At 44.1% G+C, this 17,656-nt stretch carries 15 protein-coding genes and 1 tRNA gene; 7 read left to right on the forward strand and 9 right to left on the reverse strand.

Annotation, left to right across the window (positions count from 1 at the left end; translation table 11 throughout):
* Positions 1–8 precede the first annotated feature (8 nt).
* Positions 9–1,019 carry a quinolinate synthase NadA gene (gene nadA, locus LQ567_RS16110; RefSeq protein WP_231005898.1) on the reverse strand — a complete coding sequence of 337 codons (1,011 nt, stop codon included), beginning with the start codon at positions 1,017–1,019 and terminating at the stop codon, positions 9–11.
* Positions 1,020–1,592: 573 nt separating this feature from the next.
* Between nadA and LQ567_RS16115 the strand changes: the two genes are divergently transcribed.
* Entirely contained in the window at positions 1,593–3,782 is a 2,190-nt protein-coding gene (locus LQ567_RS16115; protein ID WP_231005900.1) for a S46 family peptidase, read from the forward strand.
* Between the two features lie 54 nt (positions 3,783–3,836).
* Complete coding sequence (locus tag LQ567_RS16120) at positions 3,837–4,169, forward strand: hypothetical protein (protein WP_231005902.1); 333 nt, start codon at positions 3,837–3,839, stop codon at positions 4,167–4,169.
* Between the two features lie 114 nt (positions 4,170–4,283).
* Here the strand turns inward: LQ567_RS16120 and LQ567_RS16125 are convergent, their stop codons facing one another.
* From LQ567_RS16125 to LQ567_RS16135, 3 genes are all read right to left on the reverse strand, one after another.
* Positions 4,284–4,991: an NUDIX hydrolase gene (locus LQ567_RS16125; RefSeq protein WP_231005904.1), complete on the reverse strand. Its 708-nt coding sequence runs from the start codon at positions 4,989–4,991 to the stop codon at positions 4,284–4,286.
* A gap of 195 nt (positions 4,992–5,186) precedes the next feature.
* Complete coding sequence (gene rho, locus LQ567_RS16130; RefSeq protein ID WP_262909617.1) at positions 5,187–6,914, reverse strand: transcription termination factor Rho; 1,728 nt, start codon at positions 6,912–6,914, stop codon at positions 5,187–5,189.
* A 167-nt stretch (positions 6,915–7,081) separates the two neighbouring features.
* The gene (locus LQ567_RS16135) at positions 7,082–8,176 is read right to left on the reverse strand and encodes a CapA family protein (RefSeq protein ID WP_231005906.1); all 1,095 of its coding nucleotides are present in this window, start codon (positions 8,174–8,176) and stop codon (positions 7,082–7,084) included.
* 271 nt (positions 8,177–8,447) lie between these two features.
* Between LQ567_RS16135 and asnS the strand changes: the two genes are divergently transcribed.
* Positions 8,448–9,887, forward strand: a complete 1,440-nt coding sequence (gene asnS, locus LQ567_RS16140) for an asparagine--tRNA ligase (protein ID WP_231005908.1) — start codon at positions 8,448–8,450, stop codon at positions 9,885–9,887.
* 129 nt (positions 9,888–10,016) lie between these two features.
* Here the strand turns inward: asnS and LQ567_RS16145 are convergent, their stop codons facing one another.
* Entirely contained in the window at positions 10,017–11,240 is a 1,224-nt protein-coding gene (locus LQ567_RS16145) for a glycoside hydrolase family 10 protein (RefSeq protein ID WP_231005910.1), read from the reverse strand.
* 41 nt (positions 11,241–11,281) lie between these two features.
* Complete coding sequence (locus LQ567_RS16150) at positions 11,282–11,731, reverse strand: MarR family winged helix-turn-helix transcriptional regulator (protein WP_231005912.1); 450 nt, start codon at positions 11,729–11,731, stop codon at positions 11,282–11,284.
* Between the two features lie 196 nt (positions 11,732–11,927).
* Here LQ567_RS16150 and LQ567_RS16155 point away from each other — a divergent pair, with 196 nt between their 5' ends.
* Together LQ567_RS16155 and LQ567_RS16160 are read left to right on the forward strand one after the other, a co-directional pair.
* A complete protein-coding gene (locus LQ567_RS16155; protein ID WP_231005913.1) occupies positions 11,928–12,821 on the forward strand; it encodes an aldo/keto reductase in 894 nt (297 codons plus the stop codon).
* A gap of 136 nt (positions 12,822–12,957) precedes the next feature.
* Positions 12,958–13,031: transfer RNA gene (locus LQ567_RS16160), tRNA-Asn, on the forward strand.
* A gap of 76 nt (positions 13,032–13,107) precedes the next feature.
* On the opposite strand, the gene LQ567_RS16165 is transcribed toward LQ567_RS16160, so the two are convergent.
* Together LQ567_RS16165 and LQ567_RS16170 are read right to left on the reverse strand one after the other, a co-directional pair.
* Entirely contained in the window at positions 13,108–14,415 is a 1,308-nt protein-coding gene (locus LQ567_RS16165) for a FecR domain-containing protein (RefSeq protein WP_231005915.1), read from the reverse strand.
* 25 nt (positions 14,416–14,440) lie between these two features.
* A complete protein-coding gene (locus LQ567_RS16170) occupies positions 14,441–14,974 on the reverse strand; it encodes an RNA polymerase sigma factor (protein ID WP_223709456.1) in 534 nt (177 codons plus the stop codon).
* 363 nt (positions 14,975–15,337) lie between these two features.
* On the opposite strand from LQ567_RS16170, the gene LQ567_RS16175 reads away from it, so the two are divergent.
* Positions 15,338–15,787, forward strand: a complete 450-nt coding sequence (locus LQ567_RS16175) for a MauE/DoxX family redox-associated membrane protein (protein WP_231005917.1) — start codon at positions 15,338–15,340, stop codon at positions 15,785–15,787.
* A gap of 111 nt (positions 15,788–15,898) precedes the next feature.
* Complete coding sequence (locus LQ567_RS16180) at positions 15,899–16,171, forward strand: hypothetical protein (protein ID WP_223709459.1); 273 nt, start codon at positions 15,899–15,901, stop codon at positions 16,169–16,171.
* A 62-nt stretch (positions 16,172–16,233) separates the two neighbouring features.
* Here LQ567_RS16180 and LQ567_RS16185 read toward each other — a convergent pair whose 3' ends face one another.
* Entirely contained in the window at positions 16,234–17,646 is a 1,413-nt protein-coding gene (locus tag LQ567_RS16185) for a RagB/SusD family nutrient uptake outer membrane protein (RefSeq protein WP_231005931.1), read from the reverse strand.
* Positions 17,647–17,656: the final 10 nt, after the last annotated feature.

Raw genomic sequence — 17,656 nt, forward strand, 5'->3', positions numbered from 1 at the left:
AAGTGCAGTTACAAACCGGCTGCAGCACTGATTTCCAGCATACGGTCGATGGGTTTCTTGGCGGCCAGTCGCAGGGTTTCATCCATAATGATATCCGGCATTTCATACTTCATGCAGAGATAAAGTTTCTCGAGCGTGTTCCGTTTCATATGCGGGCAATCGTTACAGGCGCAGCTGTTATCCGGAGGTGCCGGAATGAATGTTTTCTCCGGGCTCGCTTTTTCCATCTGATGAAGGATCCCTGTTTCTGTAGCCACAATGTACGCAGTGGCATCATCTTCCCGCGTATACTTCAGTAACCCGGTAGTGGATCCGATATAATCCGCCATCCGCAACAAGGGCTCCTCACATTCGGGATGTGCAATTAGCTTGGCCTCCGGATGCTGATGCTTCAGCCGAGTAATCTTCTCAAGACTGAATATTTCATGTACCATACAGGCACCATTCCACAGCAGCATATCCCTGCCGGTAACTTTATTGATATACGCCCCCAGGTTCTTATCCGGTGCAAAAATGATCTTCTGGTCTTTGGGAAAACTTTCAACAATCACCCGCGCATTGCTACTGGTAACAATCACATCGCTCAATGCTTTAATGCCTGCACTGCAGTTGATATAACTCACCACCACATGATCCGGATGTTGTTCTTTGAATTTTTGAAACAACGGCGGGGGACAGCTGTCGCTCAAAGAGCAGCCCGCTTTAAAATCGGGGATCACTACTTTTTTCGTCGGGTTCAGGATCTTCGCCGTTTCGGCCATGAAATGCACACCCGCAAAAACGATCATATCCGCATTGGTCTTTTGTGCTTCCTGTGCCAATCCCAGGCTGTCGCCAATGTAATCCGCAATGTCCTGGATATCCGGCTCCTGGTAGTAGTGCGCCAGGATCACCGCATTTTTCTCCTTCTTCAATTTTTCAATTTCAACAAACAGATCCAACTTCGGATCCACGGCGATATCCAGAAAACCGTTCCGGTCTAAATCACTTTTTGCTGTTTCCAAAATACCTGAATTCATGATTGAAAAATTTTGTACCTGCAATGATACGACCAAGCCAAATAAAAAATCAAAGTTTTTTCAAATGACCCTTTTGACCTTTAATAATATTTATATTAATTATTTATTTAAAAATCTCTATTATTATTACGGCTGTGAATTAGTGGATAACTGCTTTATGCACGCATTTTATTTTTTTCAGGATCACCGTTACCCACAGCTATTCAACAGTTATTCACATAATGAAGTTACGAATCATATTGGTTACGGTTGCTTATTCACAAAAATGTGAATTACGGAATGTTTACAACGGAGGAAAGACATATTAAATTTACACTATGTTAATATTGTTGGTATAAATTGAAGACAGTCCACCGAAAATTGAAAACACGCACCGGTACGGCAAACTTTCATCCGGTAATACATTTCACATACACGTTTCACGGTGGGTTATGCACATTATTAATACGTAATTCACAGGCTGTTGGGGACAAAAAGGCCTCCAAAAGGCGGAAAAATCAAAGGCAGGCATTAAAAACGAATGTAAGTAAGTAATCAAATTTATTTTATCTTGCCTGATTATAAATTCTGAAAATGATGTCTTTTTTTAAAAAATTTTTCGGCCTGACGGCCGGATTGCTGTCCATAGTGCTGGCGAAAGCCGATGAAGGAATGTGGCTCCCACAGTTACTGGAAAGCCTGAATGAAAAACGGATGCAGCAGCTGGGAATGAAAATCAGCGCAAAAGATATTTATGATATTAATAAAGGGAGCCTCAAGGATGCTATTGTAAGTTTTGGCGGCTTTTGCACAGGCGAGGTTGTTTCGGAAAAAGGACTGGTGCTAACCAATCATCACTGCGGATTTGAATCGGTGCAGAAACATTCAACGCTGGATAAAAATTACATCAGGGACGGTTTTTGGGCGCGGAATCAGGCGGAAGAATTACCCAACGCTGGTTTGTATGTAACATTTATTGTGCGCATAGACGATGTATCGGACCAGGTATTAAAGGGCGTGTCTAAACAAATGAAAGAACCGGAGCGGCAAAGCATTGTTGACCGGAACATCAGTGCATTGAAAAAAGCAACAACACTGGGCAATTTCGAAAATGTACTGATCAGTCCTTTTTTTGAAGGGAATAAATATTATCTGTTTGTAACAGAAACATATAATGACGTACGGCTGGTGGGGGCACCGCCTTCCAGTATCGGAAATTTTGGCCAGGACTCGGATAACTGGATGTGGCCGCGGCATACCGGTGATTTTAGTGTTTTCAGGATCTATGCAGGAAAAGATAACCGGCCGGCAGCATATTCGCCGGAAAACCTGCCCTATGTGCCTAAAAAGGCCTTAACTATTTCCCTGAGCGGCATGCAGCAGAACGATTTTACCATGGTTTTTGGCTTCCCGGGCCGCACTACAGAGTACCTTCCCAGTGAGGCTGTAAGACAGATCATGGAAGTAAACGATCCTGCCAAGATTTTGGTAAGGGACAAAACCCTTGGCGTTATGAACCGGTATATGCGGGCGGATGAGGCGCTGAAAATAAAATATGCCTCCAAATATGCAGGCATTGCCAACGCCTGGAAGAAATGGCAGGGAGAAGTACTGGGGTTGACACGCACCAACGGGTTGCAAAAAAAATTGCAGTATGAAGCAGATTTTCAAAAGAAACTGGAAGCCGGCAACGTACTGAACGCAACGTATGGGCATACATTACCGGATCTGAATAAAGCGTACAAAGCCATCGAGCCCTATGCTCTTACACGCGATTACTATCTTGAAATCACCGGGAAGATCGAATTGTTCGGCATCATCAAACGGCTGCGGGCCTTGAAAGCGGCAACCGGAAAACCAACCTATGAAAAGGAGCAGGAGAAACAGCTGGAAAGCCTCACGGAACTTTACAAGAACCTGAGCGTTGAGGTAGATAAAGATATTTTTTCGGCCCTGCTTCCCCTGTATATGGAAAAGCAACAGGCATCTTATATAGCGCCGGTTGCGCGGCAGCAATTTGAACAGCATGGAAAAAATTATCAACAATGGGCCAATGCACTGTATGCCAACAGCATTTTCCTGGATGCAACAAAAGTATTAAACGGGGTAAGATCGGATCCTGCGGAACTTTTCCGTTCTTTTGAAACGGACCCGTCAGCAAAGCTGATGATTGGCATCACCGATTTTTACGACCGGGAGGTAGCACCCAGGTTAAATGAACTGCAGGCACAAATTAACGGTTTACAACGGGATTATATGCAGGCACAGACCCAGGTGCTTACCGATAAAAAGTTTTACCCGGATGCCAACAGTACGCTTCGTGTTGGTTTTGGAAAGGTAGATGGGTATAACCCGGCGGATGGTATCACTTACGACTATTATACCTACCTGGAGGGTGTAATGGAAAAGTATAAACCCGGCGATTATGAATTTGACGTACCGGAAAAATTGCGCCAGCTGTATCTGAAGAAAGACTATGGCCGTTATGGGGTAAAGAACCCCGCCGGCGGTAACCGGTTGCCGGTGTGCTTTATTGCTTCCAACCATACAACGGGCGGCAACAGCGGCAGCCCCGTACTGGACGCAAAAGGCCACCTGGTGGGCATCAATTTTGACCGGGTATGGGAAGGCACGATGAGTGATATCAGCTACGATGCTTCCATTTGCCGGAACATTATGGTAGACATCCGGTATGTATTATTCATTATTGAAAAATATGCGGGAGCAGGGCATCTGATCCGTGAAATGAAGCTGACAGGCACGGCTGCTGCTTCCCGTAAGTAACCGATAAAATTTAGTATATTTAGATATCTATTGATTCACATTAAATGATTTCTTATGGTAAACAACAAACACATAGCCACTTTTATTCTGGGAGCGCTGGCAGGGCTGGCGGCCGGTAAATACACCAGCATGAGCGATGAGGAAAAAGAGAAAATGATGAACAACCTCAAAGAAAAAGCAAATAAATTAAAGGACGATGCTACGGCTTCTGCAGAGCAGGCAAAGGATTATTTTTCGGAGCTGGCCACCAAGGGCATGGATTCTTTGAAAGAACATTTTCCCGGTGCTGAAAAATGGATGCAGGATCTTTTCGGAAACAAAAAAACAGATACTGCCGCTACAGACACCGGTGCTGCTGCGGATAAGGCAACGGATGCCACCTCCTGATGGCTTGTTTTTATTAAGTGCGGTACCGGTTCTTTCTTCCATCATAAGTCCGGAGCCTGCTTCTGTATGAGCTGATAAACAAAACCAGTCAGCGATTTAATCAGCATCCGGGCCTTATAGAATATTGTTTGGATTGGGTACCAGCTTCAGGATCTTATGCAGGTTCTGCTGGTAATTCTTGCGGTCCAGTTTATAAAAATAGGCACCCTTTTTCGATCCGGTTTTATCCTTATCCCGTTGTTTCTGCAATAACCCCGTAGAAAGCATTTTACGGCTGAAGTTGCCTTTATCAAAACCGGTTTCAAATACATCTTCAAAAAGACTTTGCAGCAACGGCAGTGTAAATTTATCGGGAAGCAGTTCAAACAGGATGGCATGAGAAGTAGCTTTGTATTGCAGCCGCTTTTTTGCCATTTTTACCATCTCTTCATGATCAAAGATCAGGTTGGGGAAATCCTTTATGGAAAACCATTCGGCCTGGTAAGCATCGCTGAGGATCTCCCTGTATTTTTTTATATCGATCAGTGAAAAATACGCAATGGAAACCGTGCGCTCCTGTGTATCCCTGTCGGGATTGGTAAAGGTATAAAACTGCTCCTGGTAAATATCTGTAAGACCTGTGAGTGAAGCCAGGATGCGGCTTGCCGCCTGATCGGCACTTTCATTTTTTGCAACAAAACCACCCATTAAACTCCACCGGCCTTTGAGCGGGGTAAGCGCGCGTTTTATCAGCAGGATCTTCAGATTCTGTCCGTCATACCCAAAAACGATGCAATCCACAGCTACGGCATAACGGGATTGATTACTATACTTTGCTGCCATAAAAATGCCTGGTTTTTCTACATTAGAACTTTCAAAATGACAATTATTGTTGTAAACAAAAGTAATGGTTCTGCTGATGAATAAAACAGCGTTCCCGAATATTTTATTTTTGAGTGGGGAACCCGTTTATATAAAAAAGCATGCGATACCAACCGGTATCGCATGCTTGTATAAGTTCAATACAGACCTGTATTTTTAGGAATTCATGCTTGCCAAAAACTCTTCATTGCTTTTGGTTCCTTTCATGCGGCGAAGCAGTTCCGTCATTGCTTCTTCTGTCTTCATATCCGCCAGGTATACGCGCAGTAAATTCATGCGTTGTAATACATCTTTATCCAGCAGAAGGTCATCCCTTCTTGTAGAAGATGCGGTAAGGTCAATAGCCGGGTAAACCCGTTTGTTGGAAAGCCTTCTATCCAACTGTAGTTCCATGTTACCGGTTCCTTTAAACTCTTCAAAGATCACTTCATCCATCTTGCTGCCGGTATCAATTAAGGCCGTTGCAAGAATGGTCAGCGATCCGCCGTTTTCAATTTTACGGGCGGCACCAAAGAATTGTTTGGGTTTCTGCATAGCGTTTGCTTCCACACCACCGCTCAACACTTTACCGGATGCGGGGGATACGGTATTATGCGCGCGGGCTAAGCGGGTAATAGAATCCAAAAGGATCACCACATCATGGCCACATTCTACCAGGCGTTTTGCCTTTTGCAAGGCTACCGTAGAAACCTTTACGTGCTTCTCAGCGGGTTCATCAAAGGTAGATGCGATCACTTCCGCTCTTACGCTCCGCTCCATATCGGTTACCTCTTCCGGACGCTCATCAACCAGCACCACCATTAAGTAACACTCCGGGTGATTTTCTGCAATGGCATTGGCCACTGCTTTCAGCAACATGGTTTTACCGGTTTTCGGTTGTGCCACAATCAGTCCACGCTGTCCTTTACCAATAGGTGTAAAGAGATCGATGATCCTTGTGGACAGATCTGAAGGACGGGTGAACAGGTTTAATTTTTCGTAAGGAAACAGCGGGGTCAGGTAATCAAACGGTACCCGGTCTCTTACCTCATCCGGTTTTTTACCATTGATGGTATCCACTTTTAAAAGGGCGAAATATTTTTCACCTTCTTTTGGAGGGCGTACCGCACCATGGATAGTGTCGCCGGTTTTTAAACCAAATAATTTTATCTGTGAAGGAGATACATATACATCATCGGGACTGGAGAGGTAGTTATAGTCAGAAGACCGGAGGAATCCATAACCATCCGGCATCATTTCCAGAACGCCTTCGCTCAGGATCATTCCGTCGAACTCCACGTTAAATGAAGGGTTTGTATCTTTTTTGGATGCGTATACTTTATTTTCAACAGGGTAATCTGTTTCTTCCAATATGGGTGGAACAGGCGCATCGTATTTTTCGGTTGCTTTCAAGGCCTGTAAAATAAAGGCTTCTGTAGCAGCATCAGTTTTAAATACGGTTTCTGTTTCTTCTGCGTCTCCGTTACTGTTTTCAGCAGTAGCCGGTTCTTGTTTTGCAACAGGCTCTTCTTCCTCTTTTTTAGAAGGCGCTTTTTTCTTTTTGCCGGCCGGGGCGGCAGCTGCAGGCGCCGGTTTGGCGGCCGTTTTTTTGGCGGCTGCTTTTTTCGCAGGTGCTTTTACGGTTTTTTCTGCAGGTTCTTCTTCCTTTCCTTCTTCTTCCACAAAAGCTTCTTCTGTACCGATAGAGGTAGTGGCTTTTACAATGCGTTTTCTTTTGGGGCGGTCTTCAGAGGAAGCTTTAGAACCGGTTACAGCCTGGCTGTCCAGAATTTTGTAAACCAGGTCCTGCTTGTTCAATTTTTTGGCGTTAGGAATCTTTAACTGTTCGGCAATGTCTAACAGTTCTGGAACGAGCATATCGTTCAATTGTAAAATATCATACATAAATGTGCGGGATTAATCAAAAGATTAAATCTTAAGTGTGATAATAATTTGGTAAAGAATTCAAGTTTTTTGGATTGACAAATGATAATTGATATTATCATTCAGCAGAGATGATCATATGTTGATAGGGTCATTTCTTCAGCAAAATTACTACCTTTTGGGAAAAATCAAAATTTTTTAATTATTATCTCCCCTTTTTGGGTAATTCTTAACGGGCTTTTGGGAAAGTCCTTCAGGCTTAACTGTTGCATCCTAACTGCCACCGTTTCAGCCGAATCCAGCCTGGGGGTTTGGTCATTTCCGGGCAGTTGGATGGTAGAAATGATCCGGCCGCCGGCAAAATCCCCGTTCCTGTTCATCCGCACCTTCAAAATGGGCGCCATTCCCAGGGAGCCTTTCAGGCTTATGGGACCGTAGGTGGCATAATTGCCCAGGCTGTAGGCGATCAGCTTATTGCGGTATAGCTCCAAACCCCGCGCCACATGGGGGCCGCTTCCCAAAACCAGGTCGGCACCGGCATCCACGCAGGCCCGGGCAAATGCATGCATATCTCCCCGGTCTTCTCCGTGAAACAATTCTTTCCGTTTCAATACCCGGTCCATGCCGTCGCCCTCCGCTCCCCCGTGAAAATAAACAATCAGCAGGTCGGTGCTGTCTTTTATCCGACGTATCAGGGCTGTGGTTTGCTCCGGATGACCAATATGCAGGTGTCTCCAGCCAAAGCCTGCCGCAATCACGCCATAGCGGATGCCGTTTTTATGAATAATCCGGTGTGCCTGATGATGTTTGATGCCGGCAAAGCCGATGCCGCTTTTTTCAAGCAGCTGCATGGTTTGCGCCAGCCCGGCATTACCGAAGTCGCCGGAATGATTGTTGGCAAGACTTAAAAAGTCGAAGCCGGCTTCTTTGAAATAATGCTCAGACCCGGGCGGCATACGGAACGCATAACAGTTTTTGGGATTGATACATTTTTTTTCGGGAACGGGTACGCTGGTAATAACCCCTTCCAGGTTCCCGATCAGGAAATCGCCCGATCTTAAGGAGTCCGTCAATGGCGCCAGAATATTCCGCCTGGGCATTCTCCTTCGATCGGGAAAATCGGATCCCAGCATCATATCGCCCACAGCTGTGATGATTACCCCTTCATTTGCTTTAACAGGTGGTTCCTTTTGTTCTGTAACAGGTGCGGCGGGCTTGGGCCGGAGGTCATCGCACCCGGTTATCAAAAGGCTAGCGGTAATAATAAAAAGCAGTCGGATCATTAACACAAAGATAGCCAGAATTGCTGGTGTATCGGGTGAAGGACTGCTGCGGGAATAATGTGTTTCGGAGGTATGCGGGTCGGGTTGATTTGAAGCGTGATGTGCAGCGCTGCCGGTTCATACATCCGCTGCCCGGAACAATAAAAATTACAACAGTATGCCGCATATCATTGATTGCTGTTGATGAGTAACCCGCCGGATGGCTGTTTCCATACCTCAAGGGTGGCAAAAACACTTCTTGTGACTATCTTTGCCGCTCAAGAAAAGTAATATGTTTAACAAAAGGATTAAAATTAAAGAACTCCTACAGCAGGAGCCGGCAGAACAGCAAGTTACCGTAATGGGATGGGTACGTACGTTCAGAAATAACCAGTTTATCGCTTTGAATGACGGATCTACCAATACCAATTTGCAGGTGGTGGCCACTTTGGGGATGTTTGATGAATCCTTGTTAAAGCGGATCACCACCTCGGCATCATTGAAGATAACGGGAACCGTTGTGCCTTCTGTAGGAAAGGGCCAGAAGCTGGAGGTAAAGGCCGATACGATTGAAATACTCGGCGACTCGGATGCAGAGGCGTATCCCCTGCAACCCAAAAAACACTCCCTGGAATTTTTAAGAGAAAAGGCGCATTTGCGTTTCCGGACCAATACATTTGGTGCCGTTTTCCGTGTAAGACACGCGTTGGCATTTGCCGTACACCGTTTTTTTAATGATAAGGGATTTGTATATCTGCACACGCCGATCGTTACCGCCAGTGATGCGGAAGGCGCCGGGGAAATGTTCCGGGTAACCACCCTCCCTTTTGAAAATACACCAAGAAACGAAGATGGTTCTGTGAATTTTAAAGAAGATTTTTTTGGAAAATCGACAAATTTAACGGTAAGTGGGCAATTGGAAGGTGAATTAGGCGCTACTGCTTTTGGCGAGATCTATACTTTTGGCCCTACCTTCCGCGCAGAGAACAGCAATACCGCGCGGCACCTGGCCGAATTCTGGATGATTGAACCGGAGATGGCCTTCTATGATCTTGAAGACAATGCCAATCTTGCCGAGGAATTTATTAAATATATCATCCGGTATGTATTGGAAAACAACCGGGAAGATCTGGATTTCCTGGCACAGCGCCTGGCAGATGAAGAAAAACAGCTGCCGCAGGATAAACGCAGCGAAATGGGATTGATCGAAAAGCTGGAATTTGTATTGAACAACGATTTCCAGCGCCTGTCCTATACCGAAGCCATCGACATTTTAAAGGAAAGCAATCATAATAAGAAAAAGAAATTCCAGTACCCTGTTACCGGGTGGGGAATGGATCTGCAAAGTGAACATGAGCGGTATCTGGTGGAGAAACATTTTAAAAAGCCGGTGATCCTGATGAACTACCCTGCATCCATTAAGGCGTTTTATATGCGTATCAATGAGGACGGGAAAACGGTGGCCGCGATGGATATCCTGGCTCCGGGTATCGGTGAAATTGTGGGCGGATCGCAACGGGAAGAACGGCTGGATGTGTTGCTGGAAAAGATGGAAAAAATGGGTATCCCCGAAGAAGAACTCTGGTGGTACCTGGATACCCGCCGTTTTGGAACCGTACCGCATTCCGGGTTCGGCCTGGGCTTTGAGCGGATGATACAGTTTGTAACAGGGATGAGCAATATCCGGGATGTGATCGCTTTTCCCCGGACCCCCAAAAGTGCAGAATTCTAAATGGGTTACCGGTAATCGGGCCCGTATCTGTACAAAATACAGCAGCAACCTGTTTTTAATGATAATTCGTGATAGTGGCTGTATGTATGCCACAAAAAAGGCAAGTTGTTTTATAACTTGCCTTTTTTGTTAATTATTTGGTCTTTCCGGTAACCAGGACATCCGCGGAATTTTTGCGGGAATCCGGTAATAATTGTTCCTCAACGAATCGTTCCATCCCGCAGGATTTTTATCAAAGCTCTTGCTGTTGAAGTAAACACTGCCCTGTATAGCAGGGTTGTTGCGCAATATTTTTATCTGGTCCGGGATCTGGGACGGTTTTCTCCAGTTGGCATTGCTGGCTTCATAATACCGGTACACCCCATGCCCGATGTAAACATGCCGTCCGTAGCTGTGTTTGGCCCACCAATCTACCATGGTTTCATAAGGGATCAGGTGATCACCAATTTCCCGGTACAGTTGAGGCGTAACATAATCGATCCATCCCATTCTCAGCCACAGCAGAATATCGGCATACAGATCATCATAGTTTGTCAGCCCCGCTTTTGTATTGCTGCCGGCCGGGTCCTGTGAGGCATTTCTCCATACACCAAACGGGCTGATCCCGAATTTGCACCAGGGTTTTACCGCTTTAATGGCGATGTTCAGGTTCCGGATCATAGAATCTACATTGGCGCGCCTCCAATCTGCCTTGCTGAGTTTGGTTCCGGATTGTTTGTAAGCATAATCATCCGGAAAAGGCTTGTTGCCGATGGGGTATGGATAAAAGTAATCATCCATATGAATGCCGTCAATATCATAGCGGCGCACAATGTCCTTTACCACATCAATAACAAACTGCTGTACCTGCTTATTGGAAGGATTAAAATAGCGTGTGGTGCCGTAGGTCACAAACCAGTCCGGACGTTTACGGATCATATTGTCGGAAGCGATGGAAGATTTTCCGATAGAAAACTCCGCCCGGTAAGGGTTTAACCAGGCGTGAAACTCCATGCCGCGTTTGTGGGTTTCCTGGATCATGAAAGCCAGCGGATCATAAAACGGAACAGGCGCCCTACCCTGTACGCCGGTCAGCCACTGGCTCCAGGGCTCATAAGGTGAAGGGTAAAAAGCATCACCACTGGGCCTTACCTGTGCAAGGATCGCATTCATACCATTCCGCTTGTGCAGATCCAGCTGGCGGATGAACTCGGCTTTTTGCTGTGCTACACTGGCGTTTTGCGGAGGCCAGTCGATACCCAGTACGGTAGCGATCCACACGCCGCGAAATTCATACTGAGGTTGCTGGGCAAGGCTGGAATGGCTGATAAGTGTTACTATAAGGCCAATAAGAAAAAAGCGGATCAACGTCATAGCTTACAAATGTAGCCTAACAAAACTTAATAAAAAACCAATCAAACATGCAGTTTATCCAGCATAGAGCTGATCTGTTCTGCTTCTTCTTTGCTTACATTGTGAAAGAATGTTGCGATCCGGTCTTCGGTTTCATCCAGCAGGGCCAGCTTATCAAGCCCCTCCTGGGTAATCACCACATCTACCAGCCGGTTGTCGATATTGTTTGTGCACTTTGTAACCAGGTGCTTCAGCACCAGCCGGTCTACAATGCGACTGGTGTCGCTCATTTTATCGATCATCCGTTCCCGTATCTGTAATGTGGAAAGCGGCTTTGGAAAGCTTCCTCTTAAAATCCGCAGTATGTTGTACTGTTGTACCGTAAGATCTTCCTTTTTAAAACCTGCTTTCAGAAAATACTGAAGGCTGCTGGAGGTATAGATCAGATTCAACGCTAACTTATGATAGCTGCTTTTGAATTGACGTTGGTTTATTTTTTCCTCAATGGACATAGTTCCCTATTTATTGATTCTGTTTACACAGGCGCTGTTGCCGGTCAGAACCCATTATACAGAAATTCCCGGTCCTTATGGTGAAAATTATAGAAAAAACACAAGCAAACAAACATTTGTGATATGTTTTAAGGAAACTTTACTGTTTATTAAAACTTTCTTTTAAATAAGGATGTTGTTTTAGAAATTTGTCATTATGGAATATCGCAGTTTAGGAAACACCGGATGGGCTGTATCCACACTTGGTTTTGGATGCATGTCATTAACCGGATCAAAAGAAGAAAGCGTGCAACTGATTTCAGAAGCGGTTAACGGTGGTATTAATTTTTTTGATACGGCGGATCTTTATGAGAAAGGTGAAAATGAAAAACTGGTAGGCCTGGCATTAAAACCCTTCCGGAAAGCTGTTTTCCTTGCAACCAAGGCAGGGAATCAGTGGCGGGCAGATGGCTCCGGCTGGGACTGGAATCCGGGCCGCGATTATATATTACGCTGTGCGGAAGAAAGCCTGAAGCGTTTGCAAACGGATTATATCGATCTGTACCAGTTGCATGGTGGAACGATCGAAGACAATATAGATGAAACCATCGAAGCATTTGAACTGCTGAAGCAACAGGGAAAGATCCGGCACTATGGCATCAGCAGCATTCGCCCGAATGTGATCCGGGAATATGTGAAGCGTTCTTCGATTGAGTCGGTAATGGTGCAGTATAGCCTGCTGGACCGCAGACCCGAGGAAGCCTTGCTCCCTTTATTAAAGGAACACCATAAAGGGGTGCTGGTAAGAGGTGCGCTGGCGCAGGGGTTGCTTATTAACAAACCAGCCAAGGAATATACAGGGCATGCGGCGAAGACTGTTGAAACAATACAGGATCGGGTAAAGCAGCTTGCAGCAGCCAATCAGATCACCGCGCAGCAACTAGCATTAAACTATGTGTGGAATAACCCTGCAGTAACAACGGTAATAGCCGGTATCCGCACCCGGGAACAGTTACAGCAGTTGATGGCAATAGCAACCGTGCCCGGCAAGGATCTTACAGCGGCCCTGCAAGCGGTCGCTCCCTCAACTTTTTATGAACAACACCGGTAACTATATAATGATGAATGTATGAGCCTCAACGAATAAAACGCACAGATTTAATAAAAAAAGCGCAAAAAACTTTGCTAAAACCAAAAAGGCCCTTATTTTTGCAACCCTTAATAGCACCACGCTATCAGGAACAGATTCCTCCTTAGCTCAGTTGGTTAGAGCATCTGACTGTTAATCAGAGGGTCGCTGGTTCAAGTCCAGCAGGGGGAGCTGAAAATCAATTATTTACAAGGGTCGCATTTCGCGGCCCTTTAAATTTGCCAGTAATTTGCCAGTGGCATATTTATCAGTGAAGCAAAGAGCTGTTAACACTATAAAGATATCTAATTTTCCTGCGTATTTTTATTCTGTTTTCTACAATGGCCATTTGCTGAGAAACCTTTGGCACTGGATCACAAAACGCATACCCTTCCCTTGTTTCCCGAACATGGACGCTACTATTACGTAATACAGCAATAAAGTCTTTAATATTTGCCCTGTAACAGATCACCGTACTAATCTTCTTTTTGGGCAAACAATCCAGGCTCGTGAATTTAAACCCATACCAACGGGCCATGTCCGCTACAAAATAATCCAGCTGCACATCTTTATACACGCGCTCTGTTCTTCTCCAATTCGTTACGAGATCAATATCGGAAATATTGTAAGTATTTACAGTATCCTTCCCTTCCGGTGACTTTGATTTACTATAATGAGACAGATCTGGACACTCTCTGACGATCCGTTCCCCGTGGCTATTTTCCACAGCCACTTCTCCTGTTTCCACCGCCAGTAATGTTCCTCTTTTATCTATTTGTGTATTAAAGTGACTACCGGTTGCGATGAATGTAATAGAGGGGGTTTTTAGAACTAGAGGAACATCTGAACGCTGATTTCCTTCAATATAGATCTCTCCCTTTTCTAATTCTATAAATTGCCCCTTGGAGTTGAGCCGGTCTGGATAAATTTTTATGGTAGTCATTGCATTCAGCCGGATACGGGTTCTATCCGGAAGTTCCACTACATATTGCTGCATGTTGTTTGTGCTTATTTGTTGAGCGCCTTCCCTTAAGCTATCTGCCGTTGCAGAATAAGGCATTGCCATGTATTGAACAACTCCCGGATGAACAAGCACTGCCATTTTCCCATAACGGCGCAACATGCCTTTGTAATTGCTGTCTATAACAAAACACTGTGTACTGTTCACCTGTAGCAGGCAGTAAAAATCTTTAGTGGGAATATTTCCATTGCCAGAATTATCACATAATATGTTGTTAGAACTTTCCTGCCTTTGGTTAAAGACAACTAACATTATAACAACAATAAATATGCTGGCGGCCGCCCAGGATAGGATACGAACCCTCCTGCCCTTTAGTTTTTTTGCTTGTTTTTCTTTTGCTTTTCGCAATATGGCTGCAGTCAGGGCGGCACTATCCGTTTTTGACTCCCGCAGGTTTACCGGCATTTCTTGTTGTAGCTCTTCAATAAAATCGACTATTTCTTCATCATCAAACAAATGCCACATCAATCGCAATGTTGCTTCCTCATTATTACTGGCAATGCCGTCCATGTGCTTTTTGAGCAAGTGTTTAAATAAAATTGATGGTTCTGCCATTGTTCGCTTTTTAAAAGTGACAGTATTAAAATAAAAACAGGTGTAAATAATTGCTGACTATTTTCCGAATCGACTTCCGGGCAATTACCAGCTCATTTCTGATGGTATTGGGAGAACGCCCCAGCACCTCAGCGATTTTTTTTATGGACCAACGTTCTTCCGTACTCAGAATGTACACCCTCTTTTCTTTAGGGGGTAATTCTTCAATTGCAGCGGCAATGATATTCGTTAGTTCATCTAAGCTGATCTCATCATCCAATGCCCCTTTATTTTCTGTATCTTCCAGGTACTCTAATGGAACCGGTATATAATGAATCTCTTTCCTCAACCGGTCTACTGTTTTATTATAGGCCACCTTTAAAAGCCATGCTTTGGGATGCGCCATGAGCGATACTTTTTCCCGTTGCTCCCATAGTTCCAGGAATACATCCATTTGTATTTCTTCGGCCCAATACCGGTTATGCACTACACGAAAAATACGCGCCAACAGCTCATCGCCATAATTGTCAATAATCTGGTGCAGGGCGCTCTCATCTCCTAAGGCAAGACGTTTAAACATTTTGAAAAGGTTTAGCCACCAGGTACGCTGGTAATGATCAAAATATTTCAGTTATGGAAAGTAAACAGAGGTTTCGCCTGCAATCTTCTTAAAAAAAAGTTTTTCTTCAATTAGTCCATTTACTCCCTTTTATACGATTATATATGTAGAGGGTTATTCAAAAAGGAGGTAAATCACAGCACTACTAAGATAACAAAGATTTAAGCAAAAAAGTCATTTTAGTTAAAAAAAATCGGGGGAAAAATAATCTCTCCCGGACAGGAAATCCTTAGCCAGAGCGGGATTCAGAAGTAATGATCTGGTGACAATATAACCTGAAGAGAATTGTGTGTTCACAAATTTGCAGTAAACAGTGATAGTTATATGAACATAAAAAAACACATAGAAGAGGTTATTTATTTAGTGGCAATGTTTTGTTTTTTTTATGAAGGATTATACCTGCTGGTTCGGGTGGAACATTTTGATCTTTGGCTAAAATATTTGCCATTCATGCATGGCGCTCATCGGCAGGTGAGTTATTTGCTCCCATTAACTGAAATGGCAGTAGCAATATTGATTATTTGGCCAAAAACACGTAATGCGGGATTAATATTGGGTCTTGTTGGATGTGTATGTTTTGTTGTGTATCTGTTATTAATCCTGCTTTTTACAGACACATTTGTTTTGCCTTTTCATCGGTACTGGAAATTTATGAAATGGTTTCACAAAATGCTCATCATTGTAAATATGAGCTGGATTTTATTCGGATTGCTTATTGTAAATAAGAACAGAGGTATTTTCAACGAAAAGTATAGAAAGATTGGTCACGTGTAGTATTTGCCCGGGTTTTATATAAAAATGCCTGCGCTTCCATTGCAGGACAGGACTAGCCCAAAACCTGTAGAAAAGAGTAGGCGATATTATTAACTAATAAAATGAACGCCTATGATACGGATTAAATCACTATTCGTAGCATGTGGATTGCTTGCAGTAACCGCAGTTGTTTTTGCTGGTAAACCCAGGTTTGTTTCAGGATTGTATGCTTATGACGGAAGCCAAACCGTTGAAATAGCTGGATCCTATAACACATCTAACCTGGTAACAACAGGAGGTACGGGAGTACAGCAGGCAAAGATCACAGACAGGAATGGAAATTCATTTGACCTTTACGCAGATGATATGCATTCCACTCCTCTTTATTCATCACCATCCTGGTAATTGAAATAACACAGGAGAAAAGAAAAGGGAAACAATCAATTTTTGTTTCCCTTTCTTTATATTTAATAACCTGCGTTTTGATCCAGGTTTGGCCCAGTTTGTAGCTCTGAGGAAGGTAGCGGGTACACTTGATCCGTTTCTTGCCAGGTGCTTGCTTTTATCGGACCCAGAATCTGGCTGGCGATCCCCCACCGTTTTAAATCAAACCACCTATGCCCCCACTCTGCAAAGAACTCAATCTGTTTTTCACGGTAAATGGCAGCAAGCATTTCCTCCTTTGTCTCTATCCGCTTATTATCAAGCCCCGCTCTTGCCCGAATCCGGTTAAGGTCTTCGAGCGCGCCATTCAAATTATTCTTTTCGGCTCTTGCTTCTGCACGAATCAACCATTGTTCGGCAAGTCGCAATGCAGTATTACACTCTGTAAATGGAGTGGATGCGGATTGAGCGGCTTTTCCCAGTTTGTATTTATATGGATAGATGTAGGATTGAGATTGATACGATGTTTGTCCTGTCCAGTCTCTTAGTCTTAAATCTCCCGTTTCAAACTGCGCCAGCAGTTCTGGTGTAATAACAAAATTGGGCGCTGAAGTTGCCTGCGATGGAAAAGGAATAAAATTGATTGCCTCCTGATTTGCAAAAAATGGAGATTGCTTCTTATTGGGCTGAATTTGCCATATAGCTTCTTTGCTTGTGGTTAAAAAAACATCGTTGAGGTTTGCCATCAATGAAAAGAGGCTTGTATTGTTTATTAAGTCCGTGGCCTCTGCTTCCGCATTTGCCCAGTCTTTCTGGTATAAATATACTCTTGCCAGGAGGGCTTTTGCAGCCCATTTTGTGGGTTCAATACGTAACCCTCCTGCGTTATTATAATTCTCTGGTAAATAGTTTTGTGCTTCAACAAGGTCTTTAACAATTTGCGTATAAATATTCTCTGTAGACGTTCGGCTGAGCAAGCTGCTTTCCCTGTAGTTAATGGTTGTAACCAGTGGGATAGCTCCAAAATAACTTGTAAGATAAAAGTTGGTAAAAGCCCTTGCAAATAAGGCATTGGCTTTAAGTCTGTTCTTTGTTGAATCACTAATGAGGGAACGCTCAAGACCAGCGATCACCGCATTGGCTTCATAAATCACGCTAAACGCAGGGCTCCAGAAGGAGGATAAAACCAAGCCATTAGACGCGTTAAGGCTATTCGTCTGAAATTGAACATAAGAATCCTGTGACGATGTAAAAAGCATGAGTTCATCTGCGCTTAACCCGCAAAAAATGGTAGAACCGGCATTTGCATAGTTAACCCCCGTGGATCCCATTTTATAGAACATCCCGGCTACGGCCGCCGTTGCATCATCGGTGTTTTTAAAAACCTGGTCGGTTATTACAAAACCTGTGGATGGCTTAATCTCTATTAGTTTTTTGCAACTGGTTATGGAGATAATGGAGCAAAGAATTGCAATATATATGTAAAGTTTTTTCATGTTGGATCAT

Source organism: Niabella pedocola (assembly GCF_021044425.1).
In the GTDB taxonomy this organism is placed as follows: Bacteria; Bacteroidota; Bacteroidia; order Chitinophagales; family Chitinophagaceae; genus Niabella; species Niabella pedocola.

Bases quoted from the DNA above. Each gene is read 5' to 3' on its own strand.
- LQ567_RS16180 (WP_223709459.1), top strand. From the start codon at position 15,899: ATGATACGGATTAAATCACTATTCGTAGCATGTGGATTGCTTGCAGTA.
- LQ567_RS16185 (WP_231005931.1), bottom strand. From the start codon at position 17,646: ATGAAAAAACTTTACATATATATTGCAATTCTTTGCTCCATTATCTCC.
- LQ567_RS16120 (WP_231005902.1), top strand. From the start codon at position 3,837: ATGGTAAACAACAAACACATAGCCACTTTTATTCTGGGAGCGCTGGCA.
- LQ567_RS16125 (WP_231005904.1), bottom strand. From the start codon at position 4,991: ATGGCAGCAAAGTATAGTAATCAATCCCGTTATGCCGTAGCTGTGGAT.
- LQ567_RS16165 (WP_231005915.1), bottom strand. From the start codon at position 14,415: ATGGCAGAACCATCAATTTTATTTAAACACTTGCTCAAAAAGCACATG.
- LQ567_RS16115 (WP_231005900.1), top strand. From the start codon at position 1,593: ATGATGTCTTTTTTTAAAAAATTTTTCGGCCTGACGGCCGGATTGCTG.
- LQ567_RS16170 (WP_223709456.1), bottom strand. From the start codon at position 14,974: ATGTTTAAACGTCTTGCCTTAGGAGATGAGAGCGCCCTGCACCAGATT.
- LQ567_RS16155 (WP_231005913.1), top strand. From the start codon at position 11,928: ATGGAATATCGCAGTTTAGGAAACACCGGATGGGCTGTATCCACACTT.
- LQ567_RS16175 (WP_231005917.1), top strand. From the start codon at position 15,338: ATGAACATAAAAAAACACATAGAAGAGGTTATTTATTTAGTGGCAATG.
- LQ567_RS16150 (WP_231005912.1), bottom strand. From the start codon at position 11,731: ATGTCCATTGAGGAAAAAATAAACCAACGTCAATTCAAAAGCAGCTAT.
- LQ567_RS16135 (WP_231005906.1), bottom strand. From the start codon at position 8,176: ATGATCCGACTGCTTTTTATTATTACCGCTAGCCTTTTGATAACCGGG.
- nadA (WP_231005898.1), bottom strand. From the start codon at position 1,019: ATGAATTCAGGTATTTTGGAAACAGCAAAAAGTGATTTAGACCGGAAC.
- rho (WP_262909617.1), bottom strand. From the start codon at position 6,914: ATGTATGATATTTTACAATTGAACGATATGCTCGTTCCAGAACTGTTA.
- asnS (WP_231005908.1), top strand. From the start codon at position 8,448: ATGTTTAACAAAAGGATTAAAATTAAAGAACTCCTACAGCAGGAGCCG.
- LQ567_RS16145 (WP_231005910.1), bottom strand. From the start codon at position 11,240: ATGACGTTGATCCGCTTTTTTCTTATTGGCCTTATAGTAACACTTATC.